Raw genomic sequence first — 16,086 nt, 5'->3', positions numbered from 1 at the left:
TTTAAATTTTAAATTTTAGATTTTAAATTGAATCGATTATGAGTCAATTTATTTTTTCTTTTTCTTGGCGTCTCTGGCGGCTTTCTGGATACATACTCTTCGCGGGATGATTACAGATACCCCCTTGTACTCGATCTCGTCACGGATGATCTTGCACAATTCGTCATGATTCTTCGGTACGGGAAGTAATACGCGGATGTGTTCCGGGTCAACACCGATACCTTTACAGATAGCTTCCAGATGTCCCAGTGCGGATGATTCCTGTCCTCCTGTCATAGAGATAGATTCGTTATCTGAAATGATAATCGTGATATTCGCTTTCTCGTTGACAGCATCCAACAAGCCGGTCATTCCGGAGTGAGTGAATGTAGAATCCCCGATAACCGATACTGCCGGGAATAATCCGGCGTCAGCCGCACCCTTTGCCATGGTGATAGAAGCACCCATGTCAACGCAAGAGTTGATAGCTTGGAAAGGAGGAAGTGCTCCTAAGGTATAACAGCCGATATCGGAGAATACGCGAGCGTTCGGGTACTCTGCCACTACCGCGTTCAACGCGGCGTACACGTCTCTGTGGCTACATCCCACGCAAAGAGCGGGCGGACGGGGTGCCACGATTTCAGGTACGGGAGCACCTTCAACGGACGGAAGTCCGAATGCTTTTGCCACGTGGTCGGGATTTAATTCCCCGTCTCTCGGGAGAGTACCATCCAAACGTCCGTGAACGTTTTCTTTTTCGAGGTAACCTTTCAAGGCTTCCTCGATAACGGGATAACCTTCTTCAAGAACGAGTAATTTCTCCGTGCTTTCGGCTAATTTGGTAATCATTTTTCTCGGGAGCGGGTATTGGCTTATTTTCACTACCGGGTAAGGGCAATTACCGCCGAATACTTCCATCAGGTAGTTGTAACCGATTCCGCAGGCGATGATACCCATGGATTTGTCTGCTCCGTCGATGTATTTGTTATATGGTGAATTGTCAGACTCTTCCTCGAAAGCGATTTGTTTGTCCAACAATAATCTATATCTTTTCTTGGCAATAGCGGGAAGGAGCACGAATTGGCGTTTGTCTTCCGGCAGGCGCATTTCATTTTCGGCCTTTGCCTCACGTGGTTCAACACCGGCACGGGAGTGAGCCAGACGGGTCGTGATTCTCAATAATACAGGGGTTCCCAATTTCTCCGACAAGTCGAAGCCATAGCGAGTCATATCGTATGCTTCTTGTTGGTTGGAGGGCTCCAGTATCGGAATTAAAGCAAATTTGCCGTACACGCGGGAATCCTGCTCGTTTTGAGAAGAGTGCATGGACGGGTCATCGGCAGCGATGATTACCATACCCCCGTTAGCCCCGGTGATAGCGGCATTCATGAAACAGTCGGCAGCCACGTTCATACCCACGTGTTTCATGCATACTAAGGCTCTTTTGCCTGCATAAGACATACCCAGTGCGGTTTCCATAGCCGTTTTTTCATTGGCTGACCACATCCGGTGAACGTTGCGGGCGATTGCCTGTTTCGATTCTTGAATGTACTCCGTGATCTCAGTTGAAGGGGTTCCCGGGTAGGCAAATACGCCGGATATACCTCCGTCTATGGCACCTTGTGCAATAGCTTCAACACCTAGTAATAGTTGTTTTTGCATAGTTGAAAGATTATTGATTTTAAGTTATTTATCTTTTTAGCTGGATGCAACTGTACGTTGCTGAGAGAAATTATCGGGAATAATCATTCCCGGGCGAGTTTTTATAGTCCCCCGAACAATTTTAACACTCCCACGATATAGGCCAAAACGAAATAATATTCTGATGGATCGTACATCACACTAATTTTTAAAACGTTTTCGTCTTTAATTTGCGACGAAGTTAGCATTAATATTTAATAAGAACAAATTTTTTAAACAGAAGTCTGTGATAAATTATTTTTCTATTTTTGCACGATGGAATACTAGTTTTCTTATGTTTGTTTTATGTTTTTTTGTATATTAGTGCCCTTGAATTGCTTTTAATAGAGGGTAGTTATCAATTGACGATAAATTATGTTTGCACGATATAATAAATCTTTCTCCGCGAAATTAAGTTTCTATGTAATTTCTTTTATTACAGTGTTATCCGTTATACTTTTCGGGATATTTTATCATTACTCCACGAAAACGTTATCGAAGGAGGCGGAAGATAAAATTGAAACAATGGCGGAGATCGCTAATCTGAAAGTGAGTGCTTTGTTGAGTAAGGTGGAAAAGATTCCGGATAACTTGGGTTGGATGATTGTGGCATACGTGGAAGATCCGGATTCCTTGTTTTCAATAACCAGCCGGATCGTGAAAGAGAATGAAGAGATATTCGGATGCGCTATCGCTTTCGAGCCTTATTATTTTCCGTCGAAAGGTCATTATTTCGCTCCCTATTCTTTCATGAGTGGGGATACGGTGAAGACTATGCAGGTTGGGAGTGAGGATTATAATTATTTCGAGAAGGGATGGTATAAAGGAGCCCGGGAAACCAGATACTGGAGTAAGCCTTATCGGGATGCCGGGGATCCGGACGTGATAACTACTTCATACGCCGTGCCGATCCATGGGAAAGATGGGGAACTGATTGCTGTATTGTCGGTCGATTTGACGAATAAATGGTTGAGGGATTTGGCTAATTCGATGAAACCTTACGAGGGGAGTTACACGGTGATTATCGACAAGCAAGGACGATATATCATGCGTAAAGAAGGGGAAACGACTATCGGGAAAAATATGTTCCAGACAGCGGAAGAGGCTTCGGATCCCAATGTTGCCAGACTTGTTCGTGAAATGGCGGCGGGCAAAAGCGGAAGTCTGGTAGTGAAGGATGAAAAGACATTGTCATACGTTTATTATACCGGAGTCTTTGCCACGGACTGGTATATGGCGGTCGTGTGCCCTTATGCTCAGGTATTCGGGAAGTTGAATAAGTTTAACATGTATATGTTAATCGGTTTCCTGCTGTTGTTAGTGTTTGTTTATATCATGTGCTTTGTAGCCGTGCGACGGATCACGAAACCGTTGACCCGTTTCTCCATGTCGGCAAGAAATATTGCCGGGGGAGATTTTAACACGCCTCTGCCGATTATTCGTTCTAAAGACGAGTTGGGTGAGTTGTACGAATCTTTCCAGTTTATGCAACACCAATTGACGGAATACGTGGAACAATTGCGGAATACCACGACTGCCAACGAGAAGATTCAGAGTGAATTGCGTATCGCCCATGACATACAGTTGGGAATGGTGCCGAAGCAATTTATTCCTCCTTCAGGCAGAGAAACAATAGATATACATGCGGTGTTGCGTCCGGCGAAACAAGTAGGTGGTGATTTGTACGATTATTTCATGCTTAACGAGGACGAGTTCGGGTTTGCCATCGGCGACGTTTCCGGGAAAGGTGTTCCGGCGGCCTTGTTTATGTCGACCACGATTAGTCAGATGCGTTCCGTGGCGATGTTAGATACTTCTTTGAATTACATCGTAAATGTTATCAATCGCAGCCTTATTCGGAATGGTAACACGAGTATGTTTGTTACTTTTTTTGCCGGAGTACTGAATCTGAATACCCGGCGATTGAGATTCTGTAACGCGGGACATCCTTACCCGATAATTATTAAGCCGGATGGAACGGTGGAAATGTTTAAGACTGCCGATAATTTGCCTTTGGGCGTGTCTTCCGATTATGAATACGAGGAACAGGAGTGTTATTTCGCTTCGGGTTCTCAATTGCTTCTTTATTCGGATGGGGTAACGGAAGCCCAGAACGAGGATGCTAAATTCTATAAAATAGATCGGTTGTTTCAATTTATTGAAGAAAACAAGAATTTGTCTTCAAAAGAGTTGGTTGAGAAGATTATTGCTCATGTTGATGCTTACGCCGGAAAAGCGGAACAGTCGGATGATTTAACTGTCATGAGTTTGCGGTACGAGAAACAGAAAGGGGTAAGATGGTTGTAAATTTGGAAGGGGATTATTTTTCAACAATCCCCTTTGGTACACACGCGCACTACTTATTATTTTGACCGTATTACAATGTCCACGCATGTTGCTGATCCGAAGAACTTTTTGGCAACCTCGTGTACTATCTTGGCATTCAGTTTTTCAATCGGTTTCTCGAACATCACGGGAGAGTCGATATCTTTTCCCGTTTCCGCGTAATATCGTAAGGCTTCCTGCCAGTGGGTGTTCCCCCGGCTTTCAAGTACTTGCGCACGTCCTTTTTTCATCATTAATACCATATCCTCCACGTCTTCTTCGCTTACACCCTCGGCGACGAGTTTGTCAATCTGCTCGTGGACGATGGCACGCATCCGGTCGCCTTGCTCCGTGTTGCTCTGGAAGTTGACGGCAATGGCTTGTGTGTGTTTCGGGTACGCGGTATAGGATGCGGCAACGTTTACCCCGTAGGCTCCGCCCTCGTCTTCTCGGATGATATCCTGGTAACGGTTCGAGAGCACGAAACGAATCACGTCGATAGCCAGATCCTCCACGGGTTTTAACTTCAGCGTGTTCGTGAACTCGATGTTCGTCATGTATTTGTTATCCGGGATATTAGCAGTGATGGTTTCCGTGATGGAACCTTCTTTTTTCAAGTCATGTTGTACGGCTTTCTCAACCCGGTGAATGGACGGGATGGCTCCCAGGTATTTTGCCACTAGTTTTTGTGCTTCTTCCCGTTGGATATTTCCTACCAGGTAAAAGGTAAAGTCCGAGGCATCTTGGAAACGGTCGTGATAGATGGCGACCATTTTGTCGTAATTCATGGCATCGTAGAATTTGGCATCCTGTTTCCACAAGCGGGGAGAATCTTTTATCCGTAATTTCTGCATCTGTTCCGCTATCGTGTCATTTACCGTGCGGGGTGTATTTTCCGCTTGTAGCCTGTTCAGGTACACGAACTTGTCAAAATCGTTCCGGTCGAACCGGGGATGCTCGAAGAACAAATAAATGATCTGGAGTAGCATTTCCGTTTCGTTGCTATCACATACGCCGCTCACGCCCTCGAATGTTTCCCCGAGCGTGATATTGGGCTGCACGTGATGTCCTTTCAGTATCTCTTGCATCATCTGCACGTCGTGTCTGTACAACCCGGAATACATGGCTAAGGTAGATAATGCCGAGGCTGACGGCAAGTCTTCTGCCGGGAGCAATGACATCCCGCCGGAACTTTCGCCCAGCAGGCTTACCTTGATGCCGTTTTGATCGCTGAACTTGTAGTACACCTTGCAGCCGTTCGATAACGTCCATTCCTCGGCATCCAGCATTTTGATCGGTTTCGTTTTCACGATCTCCCCGCCTTTCACCTCGTAATCCAACAAGGGAACCGCCTTGATTTCTTGGGTAGCCTCGGCGGCTTCAACATCCTTGGCTGCTTGCATGATATTCACGATTTCCTCTTTTGTCGGGAAATCATAATCCGGGTCGTTGCCCTGCATGATAAATACCCAGTTTTTGCTATCGTTGTTCCACGAGGCAATCCAATCTTGTATATCTCGTGCCGTGATTCCCGGTAATATTTCCCGTGACAGGGCGATGTCTTCCTCGATGCTCGTGATCGGTTTCCCTTCCAGGAAATTGTTCTGGTACATTTGCACGTACACCTCGTTCGGGAACTTGTCCTTGTTTTTTTCCGTTTCGTCCAATCCCGAGAGATACGCGGTAATCTGTTCCTTCACCTCCTTGTCGTTTATCCCATAGCGGTGGATGCGTTCCAGTTCTTCCATCAAATCTTTCAAGGCTTGCCGTTCCTTGTGCGGGTAAGCCTGCACGTAGATATTCCATCGGTCGTAATTCCGCACCAGCCCGTTGAAGCCGACCATGGTCTGCACGAACGCGGGGTCTTGGGTTTCGATATACTTTTGCAGGTATTTCTCCACGATCTGGTTGTAGAACAAGTTTATCAGATTCTCTTTCATCATCTCTTTCAGCGAGGCGGGCGGTGTTTGCCGTACCCGTTTGAGCAGTGTCATGGAAGATTCCGTCATTTCCTTGTCGAATACTTTCGTGTAAAACGGTTCGCTATTGTCCGGAATCTCGTACACCAACCGGGGTTTCGGGTTCTCCCGTTTCGGGATGGGGTTGAAAAGACGTTGTATTTCTGTTTCTATCTTGGCGGCATCGATGTCTCCGACAATGATCACTGCCTGCTGGTCCGGGCGGTAGAAGTCGTTGTAGTAAGCCCGTAGTTCTTCGGGAGTGAAATTGTTTATGATTTCTTCGCTGCCAATGACGTTACGAGTAGCGTATTTGCTGTTATTGAAGACGAAAGCGTCCGTTTGTTCTTTTACGCGGGCACCCAAGTTGCGGCGCATCCGGCGTTCTTCCCGGATAACTCCTCGCTCTTTATCAATCTCGTCCGGCTTGAGCAACAGGAAACCCGACCAGTCCTTCATCACGAGGATGCAGGAATCCAGCAGTTCCGTGTCGTTCGTGGGAATCCCCGTCATGTAGTACACCGTTTCGTCCTGTCCCGTTTGCGCGTTAAAGCGTGTCACTCCCCGCCGTTTCAGGAAATTGGGAATCCCTTCTTTGAAACTCTCGCTCCCGTTGAATGCCATGTGTTCCAGGAAATGGGCAAGCCCGTTCTGGTTGTCTTCTTCCATGAGTGCACCCACGTTCTGCACGAGGTAAAAGTCTGCTTTGCCCGGCTGCATGGACGTGTGGCGCACGTAGTAAGTTAACCCGTTGTGTAGTTTCCCGTGGCGGAAGATATTCGAGTCGCCCTCTTGGGCGTGTAGCATTCCCGAAACGAAAAAGCTAACCATGCATATTAATAATACTCTTTTCATAGACCTTGTAACGCTTGTTGGATGGCTTGTTGAAGTTGTTGCATCTCCATTTTGTTCTCGATTTGTGCGCTTGCTAAAAATGCCTGGTTATAAGATTGCTTTGCTTTGGCATTATCGCCCGTGTTTTTCAAGCAGTCACCCATCATCACCAGCAGGCGGGTACGGTTTGACGCTCCCACGTTATCGAATGTCAGGGCTTTGGCGATCCAGTTGATGCATTTCCGGTAAGCGTTTTCCGACAATTTTCCCTCGTACACGCTGGCGATGTCTTGCAGGGGTTGGAAATAATCGTTTAACACTGCCTTGTCGCCTTTTCCGGCAAGATAGGAGTTCATCTTCTCGAAGAACGTATTCTCGTCATGGCGGTAAAGGCTGTACGTGGCATCGGCAAGTAATGTCATGGCGTCCAGCACGGAAAGGTCGCCGAAAGAAAATTCGGAATAAACGTCTTTCAAGTCCCCATTCACCCGTTCGAGCCGTTTCTTGTAGTTCAAGTCCCCTTTCTTGCAGAGTTGAATGATATACGTGTTGTTCAAAGAAACCAAGTAACGTGCCACGTTGTCCTTCCCGATCTCCTTGACAAATTTGGAGTAGTTCTGTGCGATGTAATCGAAAATGGGGTCTTCCTTGGAAGTCGTGCGATGGTACATGGTCAGTACTAGAAAGTCTGCCCCGTTAGCCATGTTCTCGATTTTTTTGTTTTTCAGGTATTCAGGGAACAGGCTCTCGATACGGGTTCCCCATTTCTGTTGATTATAACCCTGTTGCATGGCTATAAATACCGGAGCCTCGATCAATAATTGTTGTTGTACGTCCAGATCATTTTTCTTCTTCTTGTATTTCTCGTACAATTGCTCGAAACTCAATTCCTCGCCCGCGGCAATTTTTGCTTCTTTAATAAACGATTCGGCAGGAACGGCTCCTTGTACCCGGCGTATTTCTTTGCCCTCCCGGTTGATAAACACCATGGTCGGCAACGCCGTCACGTTGTATTTCTTCGCGATGTCCTTATTCTCTTGAGCATCCACGTCCACCTGCACGCACACGAAATGCGGGTTGAAAAAATCCCCGACTTCCTTTTGTGTGAATATTTCGCTTGCCATCATTTTGCAAGGTCCGCACCATTCGGCGAAGAAATCCACGAACAAATCCTTTTTCTCTTGTTGTGCTTTCTTCAAAGCCTCGTCAAATGTACCTTTAAACAGTGTCATTTGAGCCGATAAGTTTCCCAGTACTCCTAGTGTTAGGAATACCATTAAATAAAATGTCTTTTTCATATTGAGTAAATTAAATAATAAGGTGAAAAGATTGCGACAAAATTTTGTCGCAATCTTTTAAATTATTCGCCCGGTATAGGAATGGGGGCTTCTTCCGGGACATCTTTTAAGATTACCGTGAATACATCTTCGATAATCTTCGATCTTCCTTCATTCTCTACTTCAAGGGTTAGGAGATACGTTCCGGCAGGTACTTCCGGATTATATTTTACGTTAATTTGTCCTTTCCCTTTTACCTCGACGTAATCCATAAACTTGGCTGCGTTTTCCGAATTATCGCTTTTCACGTTGATGACGCGGAAATATAAAATGTCTGTTCCCAGAACTCCGTCGATTGAGGATGAAAGATACGGGAGTTTATAATCAACCTTGTTTTGCCATGTTTCGATATCGTTTCTCAGAATGTCTAAAGAGCCAAAACCCATTTCGGTTGCGAGATTCTTCAAGTTTAAATCTAATTCATCAAGCTCTGTTTGGAGTGGGGTGATCCCGTATTCATCATCTAGTCTGGCTACTAGTTTATCGTAGGCGTCGGGATCGAACCAGTCAAAGTCGGGATCATCCATAGCCTCGTCTAGTTTGTCCCAGTAGTCCGAGTTGTTTTGGATATCATAAATTTGGTCTTGAAGTTCTTCCATTTTGTCTTGTATTTCCTGACTTTCCAGGTAAAATGACGCATCTATATTTTTCAATCTTTGTAACTCGTTTTCCGCTTTCGTGATAACAATCATTGTATCTAGGGGGTAGCCTGCCGTTTCGTCGACAATCAAGTAACCCACTGTGATATCGTGGCATGAGGATAATAATCCCGTGACAACGAATACTAATAAATAGATCAATTTTTTCATCGTTCTTTCAATTTAAAAGTTTCCCATTGTGAAGCCGTAATCCATCGAGTTCACGACCCCGGTAGTTGTCTGGATATCGGTAGAGGCAATGCGATAATTGGATGAGGTGTTCCGTCGCCGGGCAATCCAAAGGACTTTGGCTCCGGCATCCTCTAGGTCTCCATAGTCTTCGGGTACCATCCATGTAAAAATCTCATCACCATACAACGTGGTAAATGGTTTGCCGCCGCTTTCTTTATATTTACCGTTAAATACTAATCGGTTGCCTTGCGGTATGTCTTTTAACATGATTCGTTGTTCGGGCACGATTAATTTTTTCAATATAGCGGCACAAGAATCCGCCGGCATATCTTTCACTCTGTGCCAGTAGGCATTCTCGTCCACGGGTAGTCCCATGTCTTGCTTGGAGTCCAGTTCGCTGTTATGTTGCAATATAAACCTGGCAATGGTTATATCGGTAATGCCGAAAAAGGTGATCTGCTTGTATTGTCCGCTACCGTCGAAATAAGATTTCATTCCGGCGTGTTCGATCATAACCATCGTGGAATCCCAATCTTGGGCTTGATTTTCGAAATATTCCCACATTGTACAATCATGTACTCCGTTTGCTAATCCGCCGTCAATATAATTATAGTCGGTACAAGAGTATAGGCTGACCAGTAATAGGAACGCCACTCCTTTAAGTGTATTTATTATTTTGTTATCCATGTTGCCCAGTATTTATTTTGTTTCATTAATGGGTTCTTTGTAAATGCGCTTTCACTGACAGGTAAGTAAAGGGCTCCGTTTTTAATATCTTCCTCTTTCAAGGTGAGATAATTCCCGTGCAACTCTTCTCGGATATATCCATTTCTCACGATATCGTAATAGCGGCAAGTCTCTCCGAATAATTCCCGGTCTCGTTCGTTAAAAATCTCTCTCAGAAGGATTTCTTTCTCCCTAGAGCCTTTGTATCCTTCAAGCCCGGCTCGGTCGCGGATGCGATCCAAGTCATTCACGGCTTCCGGCATCATACCTAAATGAGTCCGGCATTCTGCCCGTAACAAGATCAAGTCTGCTAATCTCCAGTACACTCGGTTTCCTTCCATGCCGATTGTTAACGAGCCTTTATCGGTAAACTCAGGATTAACCGAATTAATAGGTTCTCGCCATTTGTTTAGATAGGCGTATACGGGAATACGTTCTTTATCGACGTTTACTGCATTCTCGGGGAACGGGTTCTCGCCTAGTTTTAACCAATATTCTTTACGGCGTAAGTCTTTTTCTTCCGGATACAATGCTTTCACGTCTTCCACGCTAATCCGGGTACCGGTGAATGAACCATCTTCGATATCCCACGGGTTTGTGTTTGTAGCGATATGGGGATAATTGATTAATTCAAATCCCGGGTAACGTTTTTCAAACCATGCGATGTTGTAAGTATCTTCATCTTGACTATTTATTTCTATGGCGAAAATGACTTCTGTCACGTCACGCACTTTCCCGAATGTTTTCCCGATGAGGTCTTCCATGCTTACCAAATCATAGGAGCCAACCTTGCCGTCAATCACGAGAGAGGCTTCTTCTTCGGCTTTTTTCCAGTATTTGTCCTCCTTGTATAGACCGCCCATCCATGCATAGATATTGGCGAGCAACGTGTGGACTGATCCGGAACTGGCGTATTGCCTGCTTTGGACCAAAGTACCTTGTGCATCCGTCAGTTGATCGTGTGTCGGTAAAATCAAGGCTGTTTCTGCCGCACGGATAGCATACGCGAGGATTGTGTCCACCGGACTTTTAGCTTTGGCAGTGGCATCTTCCGTCCTGGGGGCAACCGGGGCATCTCCCCACTGCCGGGCAATTTCGAAATACATGAGTCCCTTGACAAAATTTGCCTGTGCTATCCAGTAATCCGCACGTTCTTCAGAAATATTCTTGAAACGATGTCTGTTATCTTCCAGCATATTCGCCAAGTATATAGTTCCATAGTAATTCATCCAATCTTTAGGATTGACTAGATGTGCCCGTTGGTCAAAAGACCAGATTCCGTTATTACCTATACTGATATCGGTACATTTGAGACTAACTACGTCGGGTGCTGATAGAAAAGAGTTCGCTAAAAGCAGTCTTTCATAACCAAGCATGGTAATGAAAATATCTTCAACATCTTGTTCGCTTTGGAAATAATTGCGATAGGTTACGGAAACCTCCGATTCCACGTTCAACCAATCGTTGCACGAGAACAAGGGGAAAAATAGAATGAGAATTAATAATTTTTTCATAATCTAAAGATTTAAAAGTTAACAGTTAGCCCGACTGTAAATTTGCGCGGTAGCGGATAGCCGGACAGGTTATCAATCCCCGATGCTAAATCTACGATTTCCGGGTCAAGCCCCTTGTAGTTCGTGAGTAAGAATAAATTCTCTCCCGTGATGAATACGCGTGCCCCTCTTAGACCGATTTTTTTGGCGAAACGGTCGTGCAGGTTGTAGCCCAACGTGAGTTGTTTCAGGCGTAACATATTTACGTTCTCTATGTCGCAATCATATCGTCCGGTGAATTGCGAATCTTCGGTGTACATTATTAAGCGGGGATAATCCGGATTTTTACTGTCCGGACCGGTCCATGACGTCACTTTGCGGATATCAAGATTTAATGCTCCCCCGGTCGTGCCGGGTTGGATTTCACTGTCATCGTATATTCTCAATATATGTCTTCCCAGGGAATAAATGAAAAAGATGTTTATATCGAATTGTTTCCATTTGATTTCGTTGATAAATCCCCCGTGTGCGAGTGGGAGAGGACTGGCGGCAAAATACATATCACTACTAATGATTACCCCGTCGTTATTTAGATCTAATATTTTTCGTGTACCGGGAGTAAATATACCTTTCAGCCCTCTAATCGGTTGGGGCAAACCCCATGACTGGGCGTAAACGGGAATTTCGTCCATTGTATTATAGTAACCATTTGTTTTATATGCTTTTATGTTGTATAATGGTTTCCCTATAATATTCTCTTGGAAATCAAACCCGTCACTGCTTTTCTTGAAACGGTTCCAGTTGCGGGAAGTGTTAAACTTCATTCGCCATTTCACGGCTGTTTCCCGGAAGATGTCGGCTGTTAATTCCAATTCCAATCCTTCGTTCGATACGCCTAGTGCGTTTTGCCATTGGAAACTCTGGTAATTCAAATCTCCCGGTAGGGTGACCTGTTGCAATTGCCCTTTGGTATCTCGATAGTAATAGTCGAGGGTGAACTTTAGCCTGTAATCGAGAAAACTGAGATCCAATCCGATGTCGTATTGGTCGGTTTTTTCCCAACTTAATTTTTTGTTTAATAATCCTGCGGTGATATCCGGTTGCATACCCTCGTTACCTAAAAACATTTGAGTCGAACCGGAGATGATCCCGTGAGCGAGGTAAGGTTGTGAGAACTTCTGCCCGGAACGTCCCCAGCTTACCCGGATTTTACCGAAACTCAACCAATAGAGTGGTTTCATGAATGATTCGTCGGAAAACGCCCAACCCACGGCGACAGAGGGAAAAGTAGCCCAACGCACGTCTTCGCCAAATACAGATGAACCGTCACGGCGAATGGTAGCTTCGAGCATGTATTTTTCCTTGTAATCATATCTCAAACGTCCGAAATAACTATTCATACGTTCTTCTGTCAGGCTGGATTTGTATTTGAAGGCACCTCCCCATGTCGGGTTGGTTGCTTTGTCGTCTCCCGGGTTGAGATTTATAACGTCGTTGATTCCTCCCCATGTCCCTTCGGCGTAATGAACATAATCGTTCGGTCCGTTCTTAGCTTCTCCCTGGTTTAAATAATTTTGGTCTTTTTGGAAAGAGAGTCCTAGCAGGAGGTTAAAATGATGATCTTGTTTAATTTTAAAATCGTAAGTCAATAGGTTCTCGTTCAAGATGGAAATATTCTTCGTGATGGTTCCTTTGGTATAGGAGCGGTGGAAATTTTTGTCCAGTGTGCTCGGTTCAAAATTATTCTGGTTTTGTTGATTGTAATCGATTCCGCCGGATACGCGTAAGTTTAAACCGCGAATAATACTATAATCTAATACAAGATTGTAACGGAGAGAGTAACTCTGGTTTTTTTCGATTTTTGCGTTTAGATCTTTTATCATATAGTTGCTAATGTAATCTTTCCCGGGTAATAATGAGGATTGTCTTTGGTATTCGACAGTGATTCCCTCTATTTTTTCCCCGCCTGTACCTTTGCCACCACGACTCCGGTCGCTATAAGAAAGAGAAAGTTGGTTGTTGATCTGAAGGCGCTTCGCGGGATTCGCTTGAAGATTTGTGATCACGTTTATCCGTTCAAATCCGCTTGACAACATGATACCTTCTTCCTTGTAATAGCCCGCCCCGATCATGTAGTTCATGGTTTCACTTCCGCCACTTGCCTGCAGGTTTGCGTTATACACGTTGGACGTGCGGAAAGAATACCGCCACCAGTCCGTGGAATTGTTATAAAATTCATTCAGACTGTCTTGTAATGGATATGCGCTACCTGCGCCTAACGGGGTCCCGAAGAAATAATTATACATGGGATAGTTCTGATCTTTTTTGTATTTATATACTTCTTCGTATGAAGTTGGTATAACCCATTTTCCCTCGTCGTTTTCGTAAGGGTTCACCGAGTTGCGGAGAGCGTTTATGTGGTAGTTGCGGACTAAGTTCCCGCCGCTATGGTCTATCGCTTCCGGTAACCATGAAGCGGAGTACGAGGCATTGGCGGTAAATTGGGCTTTCCCTTGGCGTCCTTTTTTCGTGGTAATCAAAATAACCCCGTTGCCTGCACGTGAACCGTAAATGGCTGCTGATGCAGCATCTTTCAAAACCTCGATAGATTCAATCATGGAAGGATCGAGATCGGAAAGTGTGTTCGTACCTGTGATCGGAGAGGTGAATGCCTGCATGGGTACGCCGTCAATCACATAAAGTGGTGTGCCATACTTGCGGTCTCCGCCTTCTCCTTCCACGAAGAACGAGTTGTAACCCCGGATAGCCACGATAGAACCGCCACCACCGGGAGCACCGGAAAGGTTATTGACTTCCACACCTGCCATATGACCTTGCAACAGGCTTTCCAAGCTATGTGTCGGGAGTTCTTTCATCTCGTCGGCTTTTAGCGTGGAGATAGAACTGACAAGTGTCCGTTTTTTCTGAGAACCGTATGCCACCACTTGTACTTCTTGCAAACCGGAAACATCTTCCTGCATCTTCACCACGATTTGTTTCCCCTCGGTGTATTTCACTTTTTGGGTTTTGAAACCGATGAACGAGAATACAAGTGTTCCCTTGGGCATTGGCAAGGGCAACACGAAGTGTCCGGCAGTATCCGTGGCAGTTCCTACGGTAGTGCTGTCGAGCATGACGGTTACTCCCGGCATGGGCAGGTTCTTTTCGTCCATGACCTTTCCCTCGATGATGTACGATTTCTTTTTGTCGTCTTTCGCCTGTTCCTTGAAAAGGATGATTGTCTTGTCGAGAACCCGGAAGCCGAATCCCGTGCCTTGCAGGCAAGAGGTCAGCACTTCCTCGATGGTAGCCCCTTTGAGGTCTAGCGTGATATTCGAGATTTTTTTCACGGCGACGTCGTCGAAGAAAAAGCTATACTCCGATTGCGAGCGGATGGAATTCATCACGTTCTCCAGAGAGGCGTTTTTTACCTTCAAGTCCAGTTTTACACCCTGCGAGTAGGTGGCTGCAGAGATATGCATCACGCCGATAAATGTAAAAATAAGGCACAATTTCATAATTCTAAATTCTTTTTGCCATAATCCTCCCGAGGAATGGCCATTACTGTTCATTTTTTTCATACATTTGTAATGTTTTAAATGGAAACTAAAACAATTTTTATAGGGCATCCGGTGCGCTAACACCGGATGCTCTCGTTTTTACTACTTCAGTTGTACTGATACTGTTCTCTTGTTCACGTTGAATGTTACTCTCTCGTTGTTTTCTATTATTTTTAATATTGCGTTAAAATCTTCGGTTTTGTTGATGTCCCCCGTGAACCGGATGTCTTTCGCTTCCGGGTTGAGGTAGAACACGTGCAGGTCGTACCACCGGGACAGAATGTTGAACAGGTCTTCCAAGCGGGTATTCCGGAAAGCAAAACGTCCGTCTTTCCATGCCGTGTAGAGGTACGTGTTGACTTCTTGTTTATAAAGTTTCCCGGTTTCTATTTCGAGGGTTCCTTGTTCCCCGGGAACCAGCTTTACTTGCTGTTTGTATCTTGACGATTGCATGATAACCGAACCCTCGACCAGTGTGGTCTGTACGTTCTCTTCATCCGGGTAAGCCCGGAAGTTGAATCCGGTTCCCAGCACGGTAACCGAGGCTTTCGGCGACACGACAACGAAGGGTTTCTCCTTGTTCGGGGTCACCGTGAGGAAGGCTTCTCCCTCGAGAAATATTTCCCGTTTATCCCTCGTGAAGCGTACCGGGTAGCGGATTTCAGATTCGGCGTTCAGCCATACTTGCGTGCCGTCGGAAAGTGTCAGAAAATATTCTCCTCCCCGGGGTACTTGCAAAGTGTTGTATATCGGGGTGGCTTCACTAATCAAGGTATCTGTCGGGGTCAGATAGGATACGTTACTATTTTGTATCTTGACAATCATCCCGTTCTGTTCCTGCAACGGGGTGAACGTGCTATCGGATAGTATGATGCGTTCTCCGCCTCCCATGGTCAGTATCGCTTTGTGGCTTCCGGGTGTGATTACCTCCGATATGGCAAGCACGGGTTCCGGTTGTTTTTCACGCAACAACAAGACGAGGGCTAATCCCAAGGGCAGGATAAGGATCGCCGCATAGCGAACGAATGTTTTGATGGAAAAACGGGTTCGCTTACGACGTGTCGTGATGAATCGCTCGTAATCGCCGAGTTTGTTGACTGCGTTGTAATCCGATAGTTTTTGTCCCAGATAGCCGCCTTGCTTGAATCCCTCGTATATTTTCCTATTTTTCTTCGAGGCGGCGAGCCATTGTTCCAGTATATCCCGCTCTTCTTCACAGGCAACCCCTCGCAGGGAATTCGTGATGGCACGGGACAGGCGGAATATGTTTTTCTCTTTTTGAGTCATTTGGGTTGTTCTTTCTTGTAAAACCCCCGAGTGAGAAAAAGAGTGAGTGAAAATATGATTTTTTTTGAAATATTTTT

The 16,086-nt window shown here is 45.3% G+C and carries 9 protein-coding genes; 1 reads left to right on the top strand and 8 read right to left on the bottom strand.

The window, feature by feature from the left end; all coding sequences use genetic code 11:
• Nucleotides 1-48: 48 nt before the first annotated feature.
• Nucleotides 49-1,641, bottom strand: coding sequence for a thiamine pyrophosphate-dependent enzyme (locus CS948_RS20020; protein ID WP_099293977.1), 1,593 nt, complete (start codon nt 1,639-1,641; stop codon nt 49-51).
• 393 nt (nt 1,642-2,034) lie between these two features.
• Here CS948_RS20020 and CS948_RS20015 point away from each other — a divergent pair, with 393 nt between their 5' ends.
• Nucleotides 2,035-3,966 carry a SpoIIE family protein phosphatase gene (locus tag CS948_RS20015; protein WP_099293975.1) on the top strand — a complete coding sequence of 644 codons (1,932 nt, stop codon included), beginning with the start codon at nt 2,035-2,037 and terminating at the stop codon, nt 3,964-3,966.
• A 56-nt stretch (nt 3,967-4,022) separates the two neighbouring features.
• Here the strand turns inward: CS948_RS20015 and CS948_RS20010 are convergent, their stop codons facing one another.
• The 7 genes from CS948_RS20010 to CS948_RS19980 all read right to left on the bottom strand — a co-directional run bounded on the left by CS948_RS20010 (nt 4,023) and on the right by CS948_RS19980 (nt 16,009).
• Entirely contained in the window at nt 4,023-6,797 is a 2,775-nt protein-coding gene (locus CS948_RS20010) for a pitrilysin family protein (protein WP_099293974.1), read from the bottom strand.
• Nucleotides 6,794-8,074, bottom strand: coding sequence for a thioredoxin family protein (locus tag CS948_RS20005; RefSeq protein WP_255302092.1), 1,281 nt, complete (start codon nt 8,072-8,074; stop codon nt 6,794-6,796). Before CS948_RS20005 ends, CS948_RS20010 begins: the two co-directional genes overlap by 4 nt.
• Nucleotides 8,075-8,136: 62 nt before the next feature.
• Nucleotides 8,137-8,922, bottom strand: coding sequence for a hypothetical protein (locus tag CS948_RS20000; protein ID WP_099293971.1), 786 nt, complete (start codon nt 8,920-8,922; stop codon nt 8,137-8,139).
• A gap of 12 nt (nt 8,923-8,934) precedes the next feature.
• Nucleotides 8,935-9,630 (bottom strand): hypothetical protein, encoded by a 696-nt coding sequence (locus CS948_RS19995; RefSeq protein WP_099293970.1) that lies wholly within the window; start codon nt 9,628-9,630, stop codon nt 8,935-8,937.
• Nucleotides 9,615-11,183, bottom strand: coding sequence for a RagB/SusD family nutrient uptake outer membrane protein (locus tag CS948_RS19990; RefSeq protein WP_099293968.1), 1,569 nt, complete (start codon nt 11,181-11,183; stop codon nt 9,615-9,617). Before CS948_RS19990 ends, CS948_RS19995 begins: the two co-directional genes overlap by 16 nt.
• Before the next feature lie 11 nt (nt 11,184-11,194).
• Nucleotides 11,195-14,743 carry a SusC/RagA family TonB-linked outer membrane protein gene (locus tag CS948_RS19985; protein WP_255302091.1) on the bottom strand — a complete coding sequence of 1,183 codons (3,549 nt, stop codon included), beginning with the start codon at nt 14,741-14,743 and terminating at the stop codon, nt 11,195-11,197.
• An 81-nt stretch (nt 14,744-14,824) separates the two neighbouring features.
• Nucleotides 14,825-16,009 carry a FecR family protein gene (locus tag CS948_RS19980; protein WP_099293966.1) on the bottom strand — a complete coding sequence of 395 codons (1,185 nt, stop codon included), beginning with the start codon at nt 16,007-16,009 and terminating at the stop codon, nt 14,825-14,827.
• Nucleotides 16,010-16,086 lie beyond the last annotated feature (77 nt).

Origin of the sequence: Butyricimonas sp. Marseille-P3923 (genome assembly GCF_900184685.1) — a bacterium.
Lineage (GTDB): Bacteria > Bacteroidota > Bacteroidia > Bacteroidales > Marinifilaceae > Butyricimonas > Butyricimonas muris.
Note: the sequence above shows the minus strand (reverse complement) of the source record. Positions and strands in the feature narration are given on the sequence as shown.